We start from the raw sequence: 22807 nt of genomic DNA, 5'->3' as shown, positions 1-22807 counted from the left end.
TGATGGCGCTTACGCTCAGGTCTCGTGTTCGACGTGGCGGGCCTGTGCGCGGGTGATGAGAAAGCCCGCGAAGAGCGCACATTCGGCGGCGAGCACGACGGAGAAGCCGGCCAGCAGCCGCTGCGTTGCCGAGGAGACCATGCCCACGCAGTAGGGCACGGCCGCGCCGCCCAGCCCGGCGGCGGCAAACATCCATCCCAGCCGCGTGCCGGCCTGCGCGCCTAGGTGCCGCGAGAGGTAGCCGATGGTGGTGGGGAAGACCGGCGCAAGCCCCAGTCCGGTGACGAAGACCGCCGCAAACAGCATGGCGCTGCCGCGTGCGCATAGAATGCCCAATGTGCCGAGCGTGGCCAGCGCGATGCTGGCGCGCAGCACGGGCGGCTCGGAGCTTCGCTCAAGCGCCAGCGGAGCCAGCAGGCGTCCGGCCAATAGAGCCGTCCAGAACGTGCCCTGCAGCCAGGCCATGTCGTTGGCGGTGAACTGGTGGAGGCGGCTGGCGAGTGTTGGCAGCCAGCCGGCCACACCGTTTTCAATGCCCACGTAGAGGAAGATCATGACGCCAGTGGCGACGATCAACCGCAGCAAGCTGGCGGAAATCCTTGTCGCCGGTTCAGCCGGAGTGGCGCGCGCATCGCGCGTCTGCGGAAAGACCACGGCCGCCAATGCGAAGGCTGCGCAGAGCAGCAGCATGGCTCCGCCGAATCCGGCGCGCGGCGTGGAGGCCAGCTTTACCAGCAGCGCCGGAGCGAGAATGGCTCCGATGCTCCAACTGAAGTTCAGCACATTGAGCGCGGAGGAACTGCGCGCGCCCGCCTCGCCCGTGACGGCCGCCGTGATGGTGGGCGAGCAGAAGCCGATGCCGACGCCGTAAACTCCGATGGCTGCAACCACCATCGTCAGCGAAGGCGCGGCGGTGGCCAGCGCACCAGCGCCGATGACCAGCAGGCCCAGCCGTATGGTGTGCCGCAGGCCGATGCGGCGCGTCAGCTCCGTGGAAAGGATGGAGCCGGCAAAGCCGCCGAAGAACTGTGCCAGAAACAGAATGCCGGATTGGCGGTCGCCGAGTGCGAAGCGTGCCGCATAGAGTGGCAGCAGTGGACCAAGCATTGTGGTGGCCACTCCGACCAGCACAAACACCAGGTTCGCAATCAGAGGCAGGGAATTCATCCGAGAGCGGCTTGCAGGGCTTCGGCCACCGGGCAGCGGCCGCTTGATTCGCGCACCACCAGCTCCGGCTCAACCTGCAATTCTCCGGGCACGAGTTTGTCCGGGTCGCAGATGCGCTCGACGATGGTTTGCGCCGCCAGCGAACCCATCTGCACCAGAGGCTGGCGGATGGTGGTCAGCGCCGGGTTGTAGAAGGCCGCGCTGGCAATGTCGTCGAAGCCGACGACGGAGACGTCGTCGGGCACATGGCGGCCCGTCTGCTGGATGGCGCGGATGGCGCCGATGGCCGAAACGTCATTGAAGGCCAGAATGGCGGTGAAGTCCGAGGTCTGCGCGAGCAGGCGGCGCGTGGCGTCATAGCCCGTTTGCGGCGAGGGCGAGTCACCCTCAAGCTGCACCACGTGGTCAGGCTCAATGGGCAGGGAGAGCCTCTTCGCGGCGCGCTGAATGGCGTTCCAGCGCACGGCCGTGTCCGAGCTGAACGACTGGCCCTTGATGAAGGCGAGTTTGCGGTGGCCCAACTCGAGCAGATGCTCCAGGGCGAGCGAGGCCGCACAGTCGTGGTCGAGCACAATGTTGGTGACGCCGGGAATCCGCTTGTGTCCGGCGACGCAGACGATGGGGATTGAGAGCTCTTCCTGGTACGGCGTATCGATCAGGATCAGCCCCTCGATGGCGCGGTCAAACAGCAACCGGGGATAGTCCTTGATCAGGTTCTTCTTGTGGCGGTGGCTGCCAGCCAGCCAGGCATAGCCGTTCTGCAGCAGGTAGTCCTCAATGCCACTCAAAATAAGCGCTGAGTAGCCATCACTCAGCTCCGGCAGCAGCACGCCAATGGTGTAGGAACGTTGCTGGCGGAGCGACCGGGCGAGCAGGTTGGGCCGGTAATTCAGCTTGGCGGCGGCGGCGAAGATCTGGTCTTTGGTGCGCTGAGGAATCGAGTTGGCCACCGGAGAGCGGTTGATAACCAGGGAGACGGTCGCCGGGGACAGTCCCACGTAGGCCGCAACTTCCTTCAGCGTGACAGGCTTTTTGGCTGTGCTGGAAGGCGAGTTTTTCCGGGTCGGCACAGCCAAAGTCTTGCACAAAGCTCCGGGGACGGCAACGCAATTCGGCGGCAGAGCAGGGCGAGTGGAGCTTTGACCAAGAGAAAAACGATTTACCTTGCAAGTCCCACAGTTGGAACAGCTTGGGTTTCGACGAAAGAATCGCTTGACTCGGGGAGGGCGAACGAGCTATAAGCTCCAGTGCTAAATCGATTTGATACCGGTTTAGCACTTGTTCGAACCCTTCCAGGGACTCGACATGCCCGTCGGCTCCTATGAAGCATGGACTTCGAATACGGAGGGCAATATGCAGAAGCACATTCTGCTAAAGATTTTCGCTGTTGCATTCTGTCTCTTGACGCTCGTTTCCCTCTCGCAGGCACAGTACCGTGGATCACTTCGTGGCGTGGTCACGGATCCTCAAGGCGCGGTGGTTCAAGGCGCTACGGTAACCCTGCTGAACACCGACACCAACGCCCGGATGACGGCCAAGTCCGATATCGCCGGCATCTATGTCTTCAACGCACTTTCCACCGCCAATTACCGCCTCACCGTCGAGCAGGCCGGCTTCAAGAAGAAGGTTCTGGAGCGGGTGCTGATCATCCCCGATCAGCTCAATGGCCTCGACGTGCAGCTTGAGGTCGGTCAGGCGCAGGAGACCGTGATGGTCTCCGGCACCACGCAAACTCTGGACACCGAAACCGCCACGGTCGGCACCACCATCACCAGCTCGCAGGTGGCCAACATGCCGTCGTTCGGCCGTGACGTCTTCAAGCTCCTGCAGCTTGCGCCGGGCGTCTTTGGAACCAACGCACAGGCAGCTGGCGGCGACGGGTATAACCTCCCCGGAACGCAGGGGCCGGGTGCCACCGGCGGAAACGCGGGCATCTTCCAGACGGAAAATGGTCCTCAAGCGTTGGCCGCCGGCCAGCAGTACGAGAACAATAGCTACCAACTGGACGGCATCAGCACCACCAGCGCCGTCTGGGGCGGCACCACCATCATCACGCCCTCGCAGGATGCTGTGCAGGAAGTGAAGGTCGTTTCCCACGCCTATGACGCCGAGAACGGCCGTTTTGCCGGCGCCCAGGTGCAGGTGACCTCCAAGAGCGGCAGCAATCAGGTGCACGGCGGAGCATTCTTCACCGCTCACCGCCCGGGGCTGAACGCCTACCAGAAGTGGAATGGTTACGCCAATCCGGTCTACAGGGACACAAACTTCTTCAGTCAATTTGGCGGCAACATCGGTGGCCCCATCTGGAAGAACAAGGTATTCGCGTTCTTCAACTGGGAAACCGTGCGCAGCAATAAGGCGCAGGTAGAGTTCGCCAATGGCTGGTATGAGACCACTTCGTTTGCCAGCTCCGCCAGCGCTAGCAGCATCGCCAATCGGTACCTGACGCTGACCGGCTCGCGTCCGAACGGCTCGACCATCAAAGAGATTTCGTGCTCCCAAATCGGACTGGTGGAAGGTTCCAACTGCAACACCATCGCCGGGCAGGGGCTTGATATCGGCTCCCCCCTAACCACCGGACTGGGAACCCAGGATTTGAGCTGGAACACCACCAGCAACCCGGGGGTCGGCGGCGGTCTTGACGGTATTGCAGATATCGCCAACTACAACACCAGCTCTACCCGCAGCTACGTAAAGAACCAGTACGTCGGCCGTGTCGATGCCAATGTGACCGGCAAGGACCGCTTGGCGGGTTCCATCTACTGGATTCCGCAGTCAACGGATTCCTTGAATGGTCCGGCGCGCCTGTACAACCTCTTCCACCACAGCCAGGTCAACAACGCGTTCGCGCTCATCTGGAACCACACGGTTTCCGATACGTTTGTGAACGAAGCACGTTTCAACGCCGCCGGCTGGCGCTGGAACGAAGTGACCTCCAATCCGCAGTCGCCGGTGGGCCTGCCTTCGGACAGCATCGGCAACATTGGCAACGCCAGCATCAGCAGCTTTGGCCCGAATGTGGGCAGCATCCTCAACCAGTGGACGTACAGCTACAAGGATGTGGCCACCAAGGTTTGGGGACGCAACACCATCAAGTTCGGTGGTGAACTCACGCGGTTGCATTACTTGAACCAGTGCGTTGGCTGCGGCGTGCCCAGCTACAACTTCTTCAACCTCTGGAGCTTCCTGAACGATGCACCGCGCAGCATCAACGCGCAGTTCGATCCGGCAACGGGTTCTCCCACGGCCAATCGTCAGGATGACCGCGAAAACCTCTGGGGCTTCTTCGTGCAGGATGACGTTCGCCTGCGCAAGAACCTGACCATCAACGCTGGCCTGCGCTGGTCGTACTTCGGCGCACTACGCGACAAGGGCGGTCGTATGTATCGCGCCACCCCAGGGGAAGGCTCGGCATACCTGACCGGTTTGACGGTTGCCACCGGCCACTCCTGGAATCCGGAGTGGAATAACTTTGGACCGCAGATCGGCTTCTCCTGGAGCCCGGAGATGTTCAAGGACAAGATGGTGGTCCGCGGCGGTTATGGTCTGAGCTTCAACCAGATCGAAATCGCCATTTCGGCCAACATCGCCTCCAACCCCGGACTGGGACTCTGGAGCAATGCGAACATCTCGGTCCCGACGGACAGCAATCCGGCGATCGTCTACGAGACGGCTGCCAACATCAGCTCCTACTCGTATCCGGCGATCCCGTACTTCCAGACCTCGTTTGGCTCCGATGGCCTGCCCGTCAGCAGCTCGGCCAACGTCGGACTGTTCCCGACGGTGATGCCGACGATGCGCGTGCACCACTTCTCGTTCGACGTGCAATATGAGCTGCCCCAGGGCTGGATCGCTTCGCTCGGTTATCAGGGCAGCCTCTCCCACAACACCTACTTCCACACCAATCCGAATGCGTATGCCGCAGGCAAGGGCTACGCGCTCAATTCGAAGATCAGTGGTGGGGACCTGTGGGGCGTCAACGGTTACGGCAACTACAACGCCATGCTCGCCGAGTTGAAGCACAACTTCTCCAAGGGCTTCCTGCTCGACGTGCAATACACCTGGGCGAAGAGCCTGGATGCCAGTTCGGCTCCGTACTCCGAGCAGGTCTACGCCTATGAACCGAGCCTGAATTACGGGCGCTCCGACTACGACGTGCGCAACGCGTTCAAGCTCTACGGCTCCTATTCGCCAACATTCTTCAAGGGCCATAAGGGATGGCTTGAGAAGGTGGCGGGCGGCTGGACCGTCAGCGGCATCTTCAACTGGCACTCCGGCTTCGGCTGGACCCCGGTGGCCAACATCAGTGGCAGCCTCTATTGCGGGAGCTGCGGCTACAGCACCTTGGTTCCGGGCAAGTATCTTGGCGGCGCAGGAACCAGCACGAGTAATGACGCCTTCAAGACCGGCTCCAACTATCCGAATGGTGGCGCGGCGTACTTCACGCTGCCTACCTATACCGCGTACAGCGGAAGCAACTACGGCAGCTCCAACCCGGGGCGCAGCCTCGGCCGCAACTTCCTGAACGGTCCCGGCTATAAGGCCGTCGATATGACGCTGGTCAAGGCTTTCGGTCTGCCCTCGAACAAGATCCTTGGTGAAGCTGCCAAGTTTGAGTTCCGTGTGGATGCCTATAACTTGTTCAACACGATGAACGTCAAGGCTGACTCGATCGTCAACAACATCAACGACAGCAACTTTGGCAAGGCCCAGAATGGCCTCGGTGGCCGCACCGTGACCCTTGGGGCGCGCTTCAACTTCTAATCTCTTCCATTCCTTTCCTCCGGGCGGTGATATCCTCGCCGCCCGGAGCTTTTCCAACTTCACAGTCTTCGTGATGGGCCTATGGCATTGAAACCTTCTGTTTCCCGCCGTTCCTTCCTCGCCTCGTCCGCGCGCATGCTGGCCCTGCTTCCTCTCGCTCCCGGGCTGTGCATGCAGTCCTGCGGCGGAAGCTCAAGCAGCACTTCGCAGTCCTCGTTGCCCGGCCCGTACCAAGGCACGGACGATCAGCTTCTCAATGAAATTCAGCAGACGTCCTTCCAGTTCTTCTGGGAGCAGGCAAACTCCGCAACCGGCCTGATCAAGGATCGCGCCCACGCCTCCGGCACCGACAGCTACACGGCGTGCAGCATCGCCTCGGTCGGCTTCGGCCTGTCGGCCCTCTGCATTGGCGACGCGCGCGGCTACCAGACCTCCGCGGCCATTCAGCAGCGCGTTGTCACCACGCTGACCACGCTGCTCAACTCCGCCGCCGGAAATCAGGGCTTCTTCTACCACTTCCTCGACTGGTCGACCGGCCAGCGCATGTGGAACTCCGAGCTGTCATCGATCGACACCGCGTTGCTGATGTGCGGCGTGCTCACCGTGCGCCAGTATTACAGCGCGAACCAGCAGATCGTGGATCTCTCCACACAGCTTTATAACCGCGTCAACTGGCCGTGGATGCTCAACGGCGGCGCCACGCTCTCCATGGGCTGGACACCCGAATCCGGCTTCCTCGCGGCGCGCTGGGAGCACTACTGCGAGCTGATGATGCTCTACCTGCTCGGCATCGGTTCCACCACCTATCCGCTGCCAGCTTCGAGTTGGAGCGCGTGGACGCGCCCGACGTACACCTATCAGGGCATCACCTATATCTCCGCCGGAGACCCGTTGTTCACGCACCAGTACTCGCATGCATGGTTCGACTTCAAGAACAAGCACGACGCCTACGCCGATTACTTCCAGAACTCGGTGAAGGCCACGCAGGCGCACAAGCTCTTCTGTCTCTCGCTGAACTCGCAGTTCTCCGACTACGCGGACGATCTGTGGGGTATCACCGCATCGGATTCCGCCAGCGGCTATCAGGCGTGGGGCGGCCCTCCGGCCACCGGCAGCATCGACGGCAGCATTGTGCCGTGCGCCGCGGGTGGCTCGTTGCCGTTCCTCTACTCCGATTGCATGAAGGTACTGCGCCGCATTCGTGGCACCTATGCCGCCGGTGCCTGGGGCCGCTACGGCCTGCTCGATGCCTTCAACCCGCTCAAGAGCTGGTACAACAATGACGTGCTCGGCATCGACCTCGGCATCACCATGCTGATGGCGGAGAACCAGCGTACCGGGCTGATCTGGTCAACATTCATGAAGAATCCCGAGACGCAGCAGGCCATGACCGCCGCCGGCTTCACGGCCAACACGTAGCGCGAAGCAAAGAGCGCGCGTTTTTCATTCAACTCAATGAGAAGCAAAAAAGAAGGTCCGCCACGTGGCGGACCTTTTCAGTGTTCGTCTGTTTACCGTTTACCGCTGAATCGTGAACTTCACGGGTGCACCGCTGGCGGAGTCCTTGGAGACCCACACGCTGACTTCTTCCGGTTCCACCGTTTCCTTCATCTCTGCATTCCAGAAGCTGAGTTCCTCGCGTCCGAGCGTGAAGCTGACGGTCTTCTGCTCGCCCGGCGCCAGCGCCACACGCTCAAAGCCTTTCAGTTCGCGCACCGGCATGGAAACGCTGGTGCCGCGACGTTGAATGTAAAGCTGCACAACCTCGTCGCCCGCCATGCTGCCCGTGTTGCGCACAGTGGCCGTTACGCGGATCGCTGCATCTTTCTTGCCCTCGTTGAGTGCCTTTGCGCTGGTGGTGGTCGCGCTCAGCGACGGTGCGGAGTATTCGTACTTCGTGTAGGAGAGTCCGTAGCCGAAGATGTAGGCCGGAGCGTTCACCTCGTCGATATAGCGCGAGACGAACTTGGTCTCCGTGCTGTAGGGAAAGCGCGTCAGGTCCGCGCCGTCGGCCGGGCGGCCTGTGGTCAGCGCGTTGTAGTAGAGCGGCTCCTGGCCGGGCGCGCGCGGGAAGCTCACCGTCAGACGACCGCTCGGGTTCACATCTCCGAACAGCGTACGCACCAGCGCCGGACCGGCTTCCACGCCGGGGAACCACACGGCCATCGCCGCCGCCAGCTTCGGTTCCAGGTCGCCAAAGATCAGCGGACGTCCGCTGAACAGCAGCATCACCGTCGGCTTGCCAGCGTCTTCCATGGCGCGGATGAGCGCGTCCTGCGCGGGCGGCAGACGCAGCTTCGTCACCGAGGAGGCTTCGCCCGTCTGCTCCGGAGGGTCTTCCCCCACGGCTAGCAGAACAACGTCGGCGTCCTTGGCCAGCGCCACCGCAGCCTGCACGTCGCAGGTGGCGGACATCGGTTTCTCGCAAGCCTGCAGGTATTCCACTTTGATTCCGTGTGCGCTGGCGTAGCTCTCCAGCGAGGTTCGCAAGGTCACGGCGTCCGGCGCGCGGCCCTGTCCCTGCCAGGAACCGAGCATTGCTGCCTGGTTGTCTGCCAGCGGTCCAATCAGCGCGATGGTGTGCACCCCGCGCAGAGGCAGCACCGGCTTGCCATCCACATCATTGTTCTTGAGAAGCACGAAGGACTTTTCCGCCGCCTCTCTGGCAACCGCGCGAGAAGCCTCTGGAATCGGCCCCTCAAAGACCGGGTGTGTAGCCTCTGCGTAAGGCTTGTCGAAGAGGCCGAGCGCGAACTTCACGCGCAGAACCTGTCGCACGCCCTCGTCAATATCGGCCTGCGAAACTTCGCCGGTCTTCAGCAGATCGGCCAGATAGAGACCATAGCTGTTGTCCTGCATGTCCACGGTGAGGCCGCCGTTGAAGGCGCGCATCGCGGCCATGCGCTGGTCCAGCGCCACGCCGTGGCCAATCAACTCTTTCACGCTCTCCCAGTCGCCCACCACCAGCCCGCGGAAGCCCCATTCCTTGCGCAGCACCTGGCGCATGGTGAACGGGTTGGCTGAGGCTGGTACGCCGTTCAACGAGTTGAAGGCGGCCATGTAGCACATCACGCCCTGCTCGCGCGCGGCCTGGAACGGGCGCAGGTAAACCTCGCGCAGCGTGTGCTCGGAAATCTCCGTGGTGTTGTAGTCGCGTCCAGCTTCGGCGGCGCCGTAGCCCACAAAGTGTTTGGCACAGGCGGCGCTTTCGGCGACCGGGCCGGTGCCCTGGTAGCCGCGAACATAAGCCTTGGCAAACGCCGACGCCAGGTAGGGGTCTTCGCCCTCGCCCTCGGTCATGCGCCCCCAGCGCGCGTCACGCGCAATGTCCAGCATGGGGGAGAACAGCCAGTTGATGCCGTCGGCGCGGGCTTCACGCGCGGCAACCCGCATGGCCCGCTCGGCCACTGCCGGGTCCCAGGTTGCGGAGATCCCAAGCGGAACCGGGAACGTGGTGCGGTAGCCGTGGATCACGTCGAGTCCGAAGAGCAGCGGGATATGCAGTCGCGATTTCTCAACGGCGATGCGCTGCATCTCGTTCGTCTCTTTGGTGCCGCTGTAGTTGAACAGCGATCCGGCGCGTCCGCTGGCAACCATCTCTGGATACGGCAGCAGGCCGGTGCCGGGGCCAGTCGGTGTGCCTGCCGAGTAGGTGTTCAACTGCCCGATTTTTTCTTCGAGCGTCATCTGCTTCAGCAGTTGGTTGACGCGCTTTTCAATCTCCGGGGAGGACAGCGAACTTGGGGGTTGCCCGAAGGCAAACGCGCAGACAAACAGTACGGTCAGCAGGCAGAGGGCGCGATGCGTTCTCATCTCTCAGGTCTCCTGGAACGATCACTGGCCGGCGGACGGGGCACTCAGGGAAGCGCCTTGCGTGGTCCGGCGGCGAACAACATAGTTGTACCCCAGCGGAATGCGGTTCGTCACGCACTAAATCGATTCACTGGCCGATTTTGCTCTCTCTCCCGCCCGGTTTGGTGCTACCCTTCCGGCGGAGAATTCTGCCATGCGCCCAACGCTGCTTCTCCCCCTTTTGCTGCTCGGTAGCGCGTTTTCGTTCAGCCTGCCGGCGAATGCCCAGGCGGTTCCGGTTGTCATCGACGCCAAGGCTCCCGCGCATCCCTTTCCGCACTTCTGGGAGGAGATGTTCGGCTCCGGCCGTGCCATCCTCACTTTGCGCGAAAGTTACCGCAATGACCTGCGCGACGTAAAACGCGTTACCGGCTTCCGCTACGTGCGCTTTCACAACGTGCTGCATGATGAAGTCGGCGTTTATGACGAGGATGAGCGTGGCAACCCGCTCTACAACTTCACCTATGTCGACCAGATCTATGACGGCCTGCTGGCCAACGGCGTGCGCCCGGTGGTGGAGATCAGCTTCATGCCTCGCAAGCTGGCCGCCCGGCAGGACGTGCATCCCTTCTGGTACAAGCAGATCGTGGCGCCGCCCAAGGACTACTCCCGGTGGGACGCGCTGATCCGGGCCTTTGCCGCGCACCTTATCGAGCGCTACGGCCTGGAGGAGGTTGCCACGTGGTACTTCGAAGTCTGGAATGAGCCGAACATCGACTTCTGGACCGGCGAGCCCAAGCAGGCGACTTACTTTGAACTGTACGACCACACGGCGCGTGCGCTGAAGGCGGTGAATCCGCGCCTGCGCGTGGGCGGCCCCGCCAGTTCCTCCGCGCATTGGGTGGACGACTTCCTGGCGCATGCCGCGAGGGAAAACGTCCCTGTCGATTTCGTTTCTTCACACGGCTATGCGGACGACACAACCGAAGACCTGTTTGGGCAAAAGTTCGATATCCCGATGAGCCAGCGCGTCTGCCGCGCCATTGGCAAAGTGCGCGGGCAAATCGCCAGCTCCGCCATGCCCAGCCTGCCGCTGTTCTGGACGGAGTGGAGCGTGCCATCCTACGGCGAACTGCACGCGCGGGACAACGTATACGTTGGCGCGGCGCTCGCGTCGGACATACTCCAGTGCGATGGGCTTGTCGATCAAATGTCATGGTGGACGTTCAGCGACGTCTTTGAAGAAGAGGGCCCGCGCCGCGAGCCGTTCGACGGCGGCTTCGGACTGGTTGCCGCCGGAGGCATCCGCAAGCCGAGCTTCCACGCCTTTGAACTGCTGCATAGGCTGGGTACGGAGCGGCTGGAGAACAAGAACGAGGTGCTGGTGACGCGCCGCGCCGACGGCACGCTGGTCATTGCCTTGTGGAACCAGGTCGAGATGGATGTTCTCGCCAGCGGCAGGCCAAAGACGTTTGCTCTGCGGTTCGAACACGTAAAGCCGGAGGCGGAGATTTCGCTGCTCCGGCTCGACGCCGACCATGGCAACACGCAGGCGGCCTACACCGGGCTGGGCAGTCCGCGTTATCCCACTCTCGCGCAGGTGCGGCAGATGAACGCCGCGACGGAGCTGGGAGCGCCACGGAAGCTGCGATTGCGCGGCGGCAAACTTGAGTTGCAGGTCCCCGTCAATGGGTTGGTCGTGCTGGAAGTACGTCCGTAGCCTCCGCGCGTGACCGCTGGCGTCTACAATGCTGCTAGCGGAGAGAGGGAATGTCCGGAACACTACGAGCCAAGCATAGCGGGAAAAAATCAGCAAAGAGCACCTCGGCAACCACACGCAGGAGCCCGAAGAAGGCGGCAAAACGCGCAGTCAACGACGAGCAGAAAGCCTCCACCAACGTCTGCGTGCTGCGCCGCATCGGCACCATACACACGCCGTTCGTGGCACCCAAGGGGACGCCGCTGGGGCCGTCGCGTGCCGATGGCGCTCGTGGCACCGTGTGGATTCAGAAGCCCTACCGCGCCGCGCTCAAAGACCTGGACGGCTTCGACCGTGTGTGGCTGTTGTTCTGGCTGCACCGCGCGCCGCGTGGCAAGGCGCTGGTCACGCCGTTTCTCGACGTGGAGTTGCGCGGACAGTTTGCTACGCGCACCCCGGCGCGCTTCAATCCCATCGGGCTCTCCTCGGTGCGCCTGCTGGCGGTGCACGAGGACCGCATCGAGGTCGGCGATGTCGACATGATTGACGGCACGCCGCTGCTCGACATCAAGCCCTACGTCGCGGAGTTCGACAGCCACCCCGGCAGCCGTCAGGGCTGGTACGCCAAAAGCACCAAGTCCACCCGCGTCGCAGACGCGCGCTTCATGAAGAAGCCATCCAAACGCAGGCGTTAGCGCTCCGCCCAGCCGCAACCAGCTTCTTGACCTGCACCGCCATAGGACCGTTGGCCGGGAACTATGTTGTCGAAGTCTATGGAGCTGACTCGACGCATGCCAACGGCTCCACCACGCAGGCCACCCTGGCAGCCATCCCGTTCGTGGTGCAGTAGGGAGCGCTGGCTTTTTGGTTCAGAAAATTCGGTAACTCCGCTGCCGTCTGGCGGAGATGAAAACTGTAAAGCCCCGCGGACACCCTCTGCGGGGCTTTCTTTATGCCGGTGATCTGTCGCGTGACAAAAGGCGCGTTCTGAAGACGCTTGGCCGGGCTTTGGAACTCAACTGTAAAGTTTTGTTTCAACCGGAAAGCTGCAACGTGACGCATGTCACGGATATGACACGTTATCTAGATCGCTGGCGCATCGAGCGCCGACCTCTTCGCATTTCCTCTGCTCTCAATAACATGCAGGAGAGGGAAGAGCTTTTATTCACACTTCTCGATTTAGGCGTGACTGTCACGCGCAAATACACTTCCCGGTTCACCTGCTAGTTGCTTTCACCCACGCGCCGCATAACTCCTGTTTGTTTTCAAAGGCATATCGCCGCGATAGAGGAAATTTATCGCTTGGCGCTCCGAATGCAAGAAGGGAACGCGGATGCGAAAGCACCGCACCGATCGTCTCCGGCTCTCACGAAAAGGGCTGGAACAAGGAGCTTCACATGGGTAAGAAACTTTCCGAGGTGTTGGAACAGTCCGGCCTTTCGTTGAACTTCGAAGCCGGCGGTTCCGCACCGGAAACGGTCGCAGACCGTGAGGTAAAGCAGGAGCCATGTCCCCGCGCCAAGAAGTTGCGGGAGCTTTATTACAACACGCTCTCTTCGGCAACGAGTGAGTTCCCCTACTGGTACACCCGCTATTTCAAATCCCTGGATGGTGAACTGCCGATCATGCGCCGCGCCCTGGCGCTGAAGCAGGCCTTCAGCCACCAGACTCCGACCATCTACCCTGGCGAACTGATCGTGATGGGTCGTGCCCACTACTATCGCGGTTCGTACCCCATGCCGTGGCTCTCCGAGGGCTACTACATGGCCAAGGAAGATGAGCTGCACAAGGCGGCCATGGCCACCGGTGGCGCCAGCGCCGACGAACTCTCCAAGTTCGGTACAGGCGGCGGCAACGTCACCAAGAGCTTTGGCACGGTCGTCTCCCTCGCCGGCAAGTTCGGCATGCGTCAGGAAGAAGTTCCGGCCACCCTGCGCGTGGCGCGCGAGTGGGTCAACAAATCCGCGGACGACGCCTGCCGCAAGTACGAAAAGATGGTGCCCGAGTATCCGATCAAAGAGTCGATCATGCGCAACGTGGTTTGCATCATGGACTCTGGATATACCCTGCCGCAGGGCCGCGAGGTCATCAACTACTTCTATCCGCTGCAGTGCGGCTTTGACGGCGTCATTCGCATCTGCGAAGAGCGCAAGAAGGCCGTAGCCGGCCGCGCCGATGGCGACGGCATCACCGGCATGAACCGCCTCTACAACTACGAGGCGATCAAGCAGGTGGTCGAAGGCGTTCAGGCCTGGATCCTGAACTACGCCAAGGAAGCCCGCCGTCTGGAGATCTTCGAGAAGGACGCCACCCAGAAGCGCGAGTACAAGGAAATTGCCGAGCGCCTCGAGTGGATCGCCCACAACCCGCCACGGAATTTCCGTGAAGCCATCCAGCTTTGCTGGACCAGCCATCTGGCCGTCCTGAACGAGGATGTGGCCAGCGGCATGTCGCCGGGCCGTATGGGCCAGATCCTGTTCCCGTATTTCGACCAGGACAAGGCCACCGGCAAAATCACCGACGACGAAGTGCTCGAGTGGTTGCAGTTGCAGCGCGTGAAGTTCACCTGCATCGACGTCTTCGGCTCGGCCGGCGTCGTGGGCGGCGTGCTCAGCGGCAACACCTTCAACAACCTCTGCACCGGCGGACAGAAGAAGAACGGTCAGCCGGCAGCCAACGACCTGGAGAAGCTCATCATCGAAGCTGGCATCCGTTGCGTCACCACCCAGCCCACCCTGAGCGTGCTCTATGACGAGAAGCTGCCCGAGGACTTCCTGCTGAAGGCCATCGAGTGCAACAAGACCGGCACCGGCTATCCGGCCTGGATGAACAACGACAACGCCATCGACTTCATGCAGCGCCAGTACGGGCGCGAAGGCATGACCATTGATGAAGCGCGTGCGTGGTCCGTCGGCGGCTGCCTGGAGAGCTCGGCTGGTTCCTGGTACACCCTTGAGCTGAACGGAAAGAAGTACGACATTCCGGGCGGCAGCGGACAGCCCACCAGCGTCGGCGTGCACTTTGTCGGCCTGCCGAAGATCCTCGAACTGGCGCTGTTTGATGGCATCGACCAGCGCACCGGCGACCGGGTCTTCCCGGCCCACGGCAAGAAGCTGGAGACCTACGAAGAACTCTGGGCTCAGGTCCAGGAGTACTTCCGCATCGCCTGCGACTGCCTGGCCACCACCAACAACATCCAGCACGACATCTGGCGCAAGCAGAACATGTCGATCTTCACCTCGATGTTGAAAGCCCGTTGGATTGAGACCGGCCGCCTGATTCACGAGCTGGGCTACAAGTACAACGGCACTTACAACATTGAGACCTGCGGCACCGTCACCCTGGTCAACTCGCTGATCGCCCTCAAGAAGGTGGTCTACGAGGACAAGCAGTTCACGCTCGACCAGATGAAGGACGCCCTGAAGAACAACTTCGGCTTCAAGAAGGCCGAGGAAGTCGGCTCCTACTCGCTGGCTGACCAGGAGAAGCGGGACGACAGCGGCAAGTACGACAAGATCCACTTTGCCGTGCTGACCGCCCCGAAGTATGGCAACGACGATCCGTACGCCGACTCCATCATGCAGCAGTGGGAAGAGTGGTTCTGCCCGATGTGCTCGGATTACGAGTCGCTTTACGGTCTGCCGATGTATCCCTGCCAGATCTCGGTGTCGACGCACGCTCCGATGGGCGCGGCGACGGTTGCCACTCCTGACGGCCGTCTGTCCGGCACCACGTTCAGCGATGGTTCGATGTCGGCCTATGCCGGAACGGATCGCAACGGGCCATACGCCCTGTTCAACTCCGCCACGGTGTGGGATCACACCATGTCCCAGAACTCGCAGATGAACTTGAAGATCCACCCGACCGCCATTCAGGGTCTGGAAGGCTCCAAGAAGCTGCTGGATCTGACCCGCTCCTACATGCGCAAAGGCGGCTTCCACGTTCAGTTCAACGTCGTGGATTCCAAGGTGCTCCGCGAAGCGCAGAAGGAACAGGAAAAGTACCGCGATCTGGTCGTCCGCGTTGCCGGCTTCACCCAGTACTGGTGCGAAATCGGTAAGCCGATTCAGGACGAAGTCATCGCCAGAACCGAATACGAGGGGATGTAGCCATGAGCAAACAAGCTGAACGTCATTGCGATTGCCGCAACTACGCCCCGGTGGATGTCGTGAAGGGCATTTGCCACCGGACCAAGGACCTCATCCTGGGCGACGAAGCGCACTGCGAGCACTTTGTGGAACTGCACAAGTGCAAGAACTGCGGAAATTTCACCGCCGCCAAGGAAGAGTTCATGGGAACCTGCAACGCCGATCCGAACAAACCGTGGACCTACCCGGATCTGATTGCGGTCACCTGTGGCATGTACAAGGCCTAACAACCTCTAGCGCGGAGGAGGGCCCTCACCCTCCTCCGTTCGTTCTCGTGGAGCTGCACGATGACTGAGAGTCAAGCAAAACGCACGGCCATCCTGGTCGTGATGGCCTCGTGGCTGGCGGTGTTCTGTCTGTTCGGGTTCCGCGCCACGTTTGCCGTTCTCAAAGTGCCCATGGGCAAGGATATGCACTGGTCGGCCGCTAACATCTCGGCCGGCTACTCGCTCATGATGACCATCTACGCTGTCACGGCATTCTTCAGCGGTTACATCATCGACCGCTGGGGCACCAAGCCCGCTTATTTCCTGGCTGCAATCTTTGGAGCATTGGGCTTCTTCGTTACCTCCGGCGTCAACACCCTGCCGGCGTATTACGCCGCCTACGGCGCATTGGGCGGAATCGGCACCGGCATGTTGTGGGTCTCCTCGACCGTCTCGGTGCGCAAATGGTATGTCGGTAAGGATTACGCCAAGATGTGGGGCTTCGCCTTCATGGGCGGTCCGATGGCGCAGATCATCCTCAGCCTGATCAGCAAGCAGGTCATCCCCACGATGGGATGGCGCTTCTGCTGGCGCATGCTTGGCGTCATCGTCCTGTTCGCCATGCTGCTGGCCACGGTGCTGGCTAAGAAGAATCCGGAAGACTACGGCGTCAAGCCGTTCGGCGCCATGCCCGGCGCGCCCAAGGAAGAGTACGTCTGGGGCGTGGGCGAAGCCTTCTCGCGCTGGGCCATCTGGGCCGTCATCTTCACCTTCCTCGGCAGCCTGGTGGCGGAGTTCCTCGTCTGGTCGCAGGCGGTCAGCTTCTTTGTTCAGGACCTCGGCATGAGCCTGGGCAAGGCCGTGAACATCTACTCGACGATTGGCCTGGTCGGCATCTTCAGCATGCCCATCATGGGCATTGTGGCCGACAAGATCGTGCAGAACGTGGGACACGAAGCCAAGGGCCGCAAGATCAGCCTCATCATCGGACCGCTGGTTGGAGTGGTGGCCTGCATCTGCCTGCTGCAGACGGGGGCCTCTCTTGCGCTCGGCCTGGTGGCCTGCTTCCTGTTCGCCGTTTACTGGGCCATGATTCCCGGCGGCGTGGTGGGCTACACCGGCGCCGTTTACGGACGCAAAACCCTGGGCAAGATCTGGGGCCTGGCCACGTTGATCTGCATGGGCATCGGGCCGGCGACCGGTTCGTTCCTCGGCGGATACTTCCGCGACCTGACCGGCTCGTACAGGGCTTCGATCCTGTTCGCGATGGCAGCATTCGCATTCTCCGCTCTGGCGGCCTCGAGCCTGCCCATGGCGGCCGTACCTCGCAAGCAGCCCACGCCAGCCCGTGAAGCGGAGCTGGTGGGAGCCGGTAAGTAAATCCACTTTGGGGAACCGAGTATGCGAGCAGTAGACCCCCTGGAGACAGGGCTCATTTTCGACATCCAAGGTCATTCGGTGCACGACGGGCCGGGTACACGGACGCTGATCTTCCTGAACGGCTGTCCATTGCGGTGCACCTGGTGCGCCAACCCGGAAGGGCAGAAGATCCGCCAATGCCTGATGTTCAAGGAACAGTTCTGCAAGGGCTGTCCGACGCGTTGCGTGGAGGCGTGCGCACAGCACGCCGTCACGCGCAGCGACAACGGGCATGGGCTGGTCAGCTTCGATCGTTCCAAGTGCGACGTCTGTACCACGCAGGAGTGCCTCGACGTCTGCTACATGCGCGCCCTCCAGAAGAGCGGAAAGTGGTACACGGTCGATGAGGTGATGAAGATCCTCAACCGTGACCGTTACTACTGGGGACCGCAGGGCGGAGTCTCCTTCAGCGGCGGAGAGCCGCTGATGCAGCGTAACTTCATTCTCGCCATACTGCGCCGCTGTCAGGAGGCCTACATCACGGCCGCCGTCGAAACCAGCGGGTACGTCAACCGCGAGACGCTGGAAGAGGCTTCGAAGTACGTCCAGTGGTTCTTCATCGACGTCAAGCACATGGACCCGGAGCGCCACCGCGCCGGAACCGGTGTCGACAATGACCTGATCCTCAACAACATTCGCTGGCTTGCGGGCAGCGGATGGAAGGGGCGTCTGCTGCTGCGCATGCCGGTCATCCCCGGCTTCAATGACAGCAAGGAAAACGCGGCGCAGACCGCGGCATTCATGAAGGAATGCGGGTTGACCGAAATCAACCTGCTGCCCTTCCACCGGCTGGGCGCCACCAAGCACAACCAGCTCGGGCGCGAGTATGAGTACGCGGAGCAGCCGGCCACCAATCCGGAGGCGCTCCGCCCGCTCGCGGAGATTTATACACAGCAGGGCTTGCGGTGTTACATCGGCTCCAATACGCCGTTTTAAGTCTTCATGTGAAACGAGGCTTCATGAAAACGTTCTTGAAAGTTCTGTTGGTTCTCGCACTGGGTTGCGGAATGGCCTGGGCTGGCGAGAACGCCAGTGCGTCGGCAAAAGCAGACCCCACCCCCTCGTCAAAGCCGGCAGCCGCCCCCACGGTCGAAGCCCCCTCCATCAGCTTCGGCTTCCAGGAGCGTATCCGCACCGAGGATTGGAACAACATCACCGACATGAATTCGGCCAATGACGATGAGCGCCGCCAAATGCGCTATCGCACCCGGCTCTGGTTCAACTACAAGAGCTCGCCGCTCGACGTTAACGTTGGCGTGGTCGACGAGGTCAATAAGAAGTACGCACTCAAGCCGGCCGACGTCACCGCCAACCGCTTCAACTCCGACGAAGTCATCTTCGAAACCCTCAACCTGAAGCTGAAGAACCTCGGCGTCCCCGGCCTGACCTTCACCTTTGGCCGCCAGGACATTCAGCGTGGCGAAGGCTTCATCCTCTTCGACGGAACCTCGGGCGACGGTTCGCGCACGCAGTATTTCAACGCCGCCGTGCTGACCTATACCCGCAACAAGCAGTCGCTCGACCTCATCGGCATCCTGGACCCGCGCCAGGACCGCTTCCTCGGCATCATCCACGACCAGCGCAAATACATGAATGAGTGGGATGAGCAGGCCGTTGGTGCTTACTACACCAACCGTCAGCGCAAGGACACCGACGTCGACGCCTACTACTTCCACAAGAAGGAAATTCACGATTACCGCGCTGCCACCAACGTGCAGTTCCGGCCGGACCGCCACATCGAGACCCTCGGTGCGCGGGCCGTCCGCCGGCTGCCGCAGGGCTACTCGGTGACCGGTGAGTTCGCCGGCCAGTGGGGCGAGCAGCGCGCCAACACCGTCACCGGCGCTTCTGCGATGAATATTCGCGCCTGGGGCGGCTACGTTTACGGCAAGAAGATGTTTGCCACCTCGTGGAAGCCTTATGTGCAGGTCGGCTTCTGGGCGCTTTCCGGAGACGATCCGAAGAACGCCTCCACCCTCAACGGCTTCGATCCGATCTTCTCGCGCTGGCCCAAGTGGAGCGAGCTGGAGATCTACTCGCTGGTGCCGGAGCGTGGCGTGGCCTACTGGACCAACAACAAGATGCTGCAGATTGAAGGCGGCATAAGCCCCACCAAGAAGCTCAACCTGCGTGCCACCTTCTACGAGCAGTACGCTTTCCATCCTTACACGCTGAACGCAAAGCTGGCCTCCGGCACCGGCACCCACCGTGGCGAGAACTACCAGGTGCGCGGCGACTACACCTTCAATCCCCGCTGGAAGTGCCATGCGCTGTTTGAGAGCTTTGCGCCCGGCGACTTCTATACCAACAAGAGCTCGGCTTTCTTCGTGCAGGCCCAAGTGTTGTACACCTTCAACCGAGTACTGGTGTCCTTTAAGTAGGCAGTTGGCTCTCCTGGCCCCGGTTCCGGCCGGGGCCTCTCTTGCACCGCACATTGTTCTGTGATGTGGAACCACGCAAGATTCCCCGGGGAGACGTAGAATGCACAATCTCGCAGTTGAGCAGGTTCGCAAGATGATGACGGGTCCGGAGCATCCGAAATTGCTTGACTCGCTGGAACAGACGCTGATGGAACTGGACTGCATGGCGGCTGTCACCACCGAGCAGGGTGCCATCGTCGTATCCAACCCCTTGTTCCGCGCCTTCTTCACGCAGGTCACGGACAATATCTGCCATATTCCGCAGTTGCGTCCGCTGTTCGACACAGGCCACCCAACGCTGGACCGCGTGCGCCTGCTCACCATGGACGACCGCAGCCTGATGGCCCTGCGCCTGCCTGTGCCGGAGCACGTGCCCACCAATGGCCGCAAGCTCTCGCTGGTGGTCTTCGCCGATGTCAGCAGCGAGACCTTCGAACTTACCGCAGCCAAGGCCGTCAAAGAGCGTATGGAGCTGCTCGAGCTCATCCTCGATGCCTCCGCCGAAGGATTGATGTTCGTCAATCCGGAAGGCATCATCACCTACATCAACAAGAGCTACGAGCGCATCCATCACGTGAAGGCCGAGAACGTTATCGGCCATCACGTCACCGAGATCATCGAAAACACGCGCATGCACCTGGTGGTCAAGACCGGCATTCCGGAGATCGCCGACTTCCAGTTGGAGAGCAAGCGTCGCTACATCGTCAGCCGCATCCCGGTTTTCAAGGGCACCAAGGTCATCGGCGCCATCGGCGAAATCATCTTCCGAGACTTCGACAAGGTGGATGCGCTGGCCTTCAAGCTCGAACGCCTGCGCAAGCAGTTGGAGTTCTACCGCAACCAGCCGGACGCGAACCCCGACATCAAGTACACGGCCGAGGACATCGTTGCCGTGTCGCCGCGCAGCTCGGCCACCAAGGCCACCGCTCTGCGCGTGGCCCCGTCGGATTCCACCGTGCTGCTGCTCGGCGAGAGCGGCGTGGGTAAGGAAGTTTACGCACACGCCATCCATGCCACTAGCCCGCGCGCGCGTGGCCCGTTCATCCGCGTCAATTGCTCGGCCATCGTGGAAAGCCTCTTCGAGTCCGAGCTGTTCGGCTACGCGGAAGGCGCGTTTACCGGCGCCTCAAAGGGTGGCAAGCGCGGCAAGTTCGAGCTGGCCAACATGGGCACCATCTTCCTTGACGAAATTGCCGACATGCCGTTGGAGGCGCAGGCCAAGCTGCTGCGCGTGCTTCAGGAGCAGGAGGTGGAGAAGCTCGGCGGAGGCAAGCAAATCAAGGTGGACGTGCGCGTCATCGCCGCCACCAATCAGGATTTGGAGCGGCTGGTGCAGGAAGGCAAGTTCCGCAAGGATCTCTACTTCCGCATCAACGTCATCCCCATCGTCATTCCGCCGCTGCGCCAGCGCGTGGCCGATATCCCCGAGCTGGTCGACGCCTTCTGGGACAAGCTGACCAAGGCGCAGGGCGTCTATTACAAAACGCTTAGCGATGACGCAATGGTCTTCCTGGAAAACTATGCGTGGCCGGGCAACGTGCGCGAGTTGCACAACCTGCTGGCCCGCGCCATCGCCGTCGTGCAGGATGACACCATCACCGCCGACCAGTTGCGCATGCTGCTGCAGGGCGGCGTGGCCGAGCACGATTGCCAGGCTCCGGTGGACAAGGTGCCACTGGCGGGCATTGTCGAAATGGCCGAGCGTCGCGCCATCTCCACGGCACTGGCGCGCTGCAACAACAACCGCGCCCAGGCCGCCAAGCTGCTCGGCATTACGAGGCCGCTGCTCTACAAAAAGATGCACCAGTTCGGGATTCAGTAACGCGACTCCACGCGAGGGAACCGATGAGAATCCTGATACTGGGCGACAGCATGGGCTTGCCGCGCTTCCACCACGAGCGCGATGAAGTTGAGTGCTATTACGACGAGACCTACCCGGAGCGGCTGCGCCGCATGGCGCAGTGTGAGTGGCCCGGCGAAGAGGTGCAGGTGCTGAATCGCTGCGCGCACGCCGCCACCTCCTTGTCTTTGAAGAATGGCGCCGCCAGCGAGGTCATCTTCTTCCGCCCGGATTACGTTGTGCTTCAGCTTGGGTTGGCCGATCTGTGGCCTCGCGAGGGCCGCGGCGGTGCGCCTGAGCCTGCCAACGGCGGCAGCACGCGCGATCCCTGGGTGGACCTGGAGACCTTCGAATCCGGCATCGGACGCTTCCTCGGCTTCTGCTCCACGGTGGAAGCACTGCGGCCCGTCATTGTGAATGCGCCGCGCGTCAGTGACGACCAGTATCGCCGCCACCCCGGCGCGCTCGAGCGCTCCAAACAGTACAACGAGGTGCTCCGCCGGCTGGCCATGCGCCACAATGCCAGCCTTGTCGACGCCTTTCAACTGTTTCTTGATCTTGGCCCGGCGGCCTGTGGCAGCGACGGCATCCACCCGACGCCCGAGGCCGCCCGCAAGCTTGCCGAGAGGATTCTGCATGAGATTCGCCACGCCCGCCGCGCGCGGCAATTTGAAGTAGGGCTGGAGGCCATTCACCTATGAACGAAAACGATACCCGCAAGCAGCTGCTCGATGAGGTTGTGGAACTGGAACGCCGCATGTTCGTTGCGGTCAAGGCCGAGGAGCCTTCCGCCTGCCAGTCTCGCCTGAACACCTTTGCCGTCATGCGCCGCATGGCGCACAGCGTGCTCTCCGATGACACGCTGCGCTCCTACCACGCGGACCTGGAAGCGGCCTTCACGCAGCCGAAGGACAAGTCCTGCTGCGTGGCGCCCAACCTCTCCAACCTGTGCCCGCCGGAGAGCCCGGTGATGATGCGCAACTTCTTCACCGAAAAATACGCGCGCGTGCAGGGCCTGATTCCGCCGCTCAAAGAGAATCCGCTCATCGAGGAGATTGTTGCCTACGAGCTGCACTGGGCTTCGGAGCTGCGCGAGCAGTTCCCGCGGCTGCTCGGTTCGGGAGAAGCGCTGGAGCGCTACGAGCACGCCGAGTTGGAAACGTACTCGGACGAGACGCTGGACCTGCTGGTGCTCGACGTGCGCGCTGCCGCCAAGGCGGGCCGCAACCTCGTGCGTGAGCGCTATGAGTACCTGGCGGAGTCGCTGGGTGCACCGTCCATCGCGGCTCTGATGAGTTCAGCGGAGAAATAGAACCGCGCCGCAAATGGCAATTACCTGATGCCGCCGGATC

General features: G+C 61.7%; 16 protein-coding genes. 13 read left to right on the top strand and 3 right to left on the bottom strand.

From position 1 onward, the window contains the following. Positions 1 to 15: 15 nt before the first annotated feature. Positions 16 to 1167, bottom strand: coding sequence for an MFS transporter (locus AC6IZO_RS09690; RefSeq protein ID WP_497804594.1), 1152 nt, complete (start codon positions 1165 to 1167; stop codon positions 16 to 18). Next, on the bottom strand, positions 1164 to 2237 hold the full coding sequence (locus AC6IZO_RS09685; protein ID WP_497804593.1) for a LacI family DNA-binding transcriptional regulator: 1074 nt from the start codon (positions 2235 to 2237) through the stop codon (positions 1164 to 1166). Before AC6IZO_RS09685 ends, AC6IZO_RS09690 begins: the two co-directional genes overlap by 4 nt. Before the next feature lie 382 nt (positions 2238 to 2619). Between AC6IZO_RS09685 and AC6IZO_RS09680 the strand changes: the two genes are divergently transcribed. Both AC6IZO_RS09680 and AC6IZO_RS09675 read left to right on the top strand, forming a co-directional pair. Further along, entirely contained in the window at positions 2620 to 5931 is a 3312-nt protein-coding gene (locus AC6IZO_RS09680) for a TonB-dependent receptor (protein WP_497804592.1), read from the top strand. Between the two features lie 81 nt (positions 5932 to 6012). Beyond that, complete coding sequence (locus tag AC6IZO_RS09675) at positions 6013 to 7350, top strand: glucoamylase family protein (protein ID WP_497804591.1); 1338 nt, start codon at positions 6013 to 6015, stop codon at positions 7348 to 7350. Positions 7351 to 7449: 99 nt separating this feature from the next. Here the strand turns inward: AC6IZO_RS09675 and bglX are convergent, their stop codons facing one another. After that, positions 7450 to 9744 (bottom strand): beta-glucosidase BglX, encoded by a 2295-nt coding sequence (gene bglX / locus AC6IZO_RS09670; protein ID WP_497804590.1) that lies wholly within the window; start codon positions 9742 to 9744, stop codon positions 7450 to 7452. A 193-nt stretch (positions 9745 to 9937) separates the two neighbouring features. Here bglX and AC6IZO_RS09665 point away from each other — a divergent pair, with 193 nt between their 5' ends. The 11 genes from AC6IZO_RS09665 to AC6IZO_RS09615 all read left to right on the top strand — a co-directional run bounded on the left by AC6IZO_RS09665 (position 9938) and on the right by AC6IZO_RS09615 (position 22767). Continuing rightward, complete coding sequence (locus AC6IZO_RS09665) at positions 9938 to 11443, top strand: GH39 family glycosyl hydrolase (RefSeq protein WP_497804589.1); 1506 nt, start codon at positions 9938 to 9940, stop codon at positions 11441 to 11443. Between the two features lie 50 nt (positions 11444 to 11493). After that, positions 11494 to 12117, top strand: a complete 624-nt coding sequence (gene tsaA / locus AC6IZO_RS09660; RefSeq protein ID WP_497804588.1) for a tRNA (N6-threonylcarbamoyladenosine(37)-N6)-methyltransferase TrmO — start codon at positions 11494 to 11496, stop codon at positions 12115 to 12117. Between the two features lie 26 nt (positions 12118 to 12143). Continuing rightward, a complete protein-coding gene (locus tag AC6IZO_RS09655; RefSeq protein WP_497804587.1) occupies positions 12144 to 12272 on the top strand; it encodes a hypothetical protein in 129 nt (42 codons plus the stop codon). 547 nt (positions 12273 to 12819) lie between these two features. Further along, positions 12820 to 15531: a 4-hydroxyphenylacetate decarboxylase large subunit gene (gene hpdB / locus AC6IZO_RS09650; protein WP_497804586.1), complete on the top strand. Its 2712-nt coding sequence runs from the start codon at positions 12820 to 12822 to the stop codon at positions 15529 to 15531. A 2-nt stretch (positions 15532 to 15533) separates the two neighbouring features. Beyond that, the gene (hpdC, locus tag AC6IZO_RS09645) at positions 15534 to 15797 is read left to right on the top strand and encodes a 4-hydroxyphenylacetate decarboxylase small subunit (protein WP_497804585.1); all 264 of its coding nucleotides are present in this window, start codon (positions 15534 to 15536) and stop codon (positions 15795 to 15797) included. A gap of 60 nt (positions 15798 to 15857) precedes the next feature. Next, the gene (locus AC6IZO_RS09640) at positions 15858 to 17156 is read left to right on the top strand and encodes an MFS transporter (RefSeq protein WP_497804584.1); all 1299 of its coding nucleotides are present in this window, start codon (positions 15858 to 15860) and stop codon (positions 17154 to 17156) included. 21 nt (positions 17157 to 17177) lie between these two features. Further along, positions 17178 to 18131, top strand: a complete 954-nt coding sequence (gene hpdA / locus AC6IZO_RS09635) for a 4-hydroxyphenylacetate decarboxylase activase (RefSeq protein ID WP_497804583.1) — start codon at positions 17178 to 17180, stop codon at positions 18129 to 18131. A gap of 23 nt (positions 18132 to 18154) precedes the next feature. Beyond that, entirely contained in the window at positions 18155 to 19576 is a 1422-nt protein-coding gene (locus tag AC6IZO_RS09630; protein WP_497804582.1) for an alginate export family protein, read from the top strand. Between the two features lie 100 nt (positions 19577 to 19676). Then, positions 19677 to 21437: a sigma-54 interaction domain-containing protein gene (locus AC6IZO_RS09625; protein ID WP_497804581.1), complete on the top strand. Its 1761-nt coding sequence runs from the start codon at positions 19677 to 19679 to the stop codon at positions 21435 to 21437. Positions 21438 to 21460: 23 nt separating this feature from the next. Then, positions 21461 to 22156 carry an SGNH/GDSL hydrolase family protein gene (locus AC6IZO_RS09620; protein ID WP_497804580.1) on the top strand — a complete coding sequence of 232 codons (696 nt, stop codon included), beginning with the start codon at positions 21461 to 21463 and terminating at the stop codon, positions 22154 to 22156. Next, positions 22153 to 22767: a DUF4125 family protein gene (locus tag AC6IZO_RS09615; protein WP_497804579.1), complete on the top strand. Its 615-nt coding sequence runs from the start codon at positions 22153 to 22155 to the stop codon at positions 22765 to 22767. The genes AC6IZO_RS09620 and AC6IZO_RS09615 overlap by 4 nt, the downstream gene beginning before the upstream one ends. Positions 22768 to 22807 lie beyond the last annotated feature (40 nt).

This window comes from Oryzophilus luti (assembly GCF_059726245.1).
This window is presented reverse-complemented; position numbering and strand designations above follow the sequence as displayed.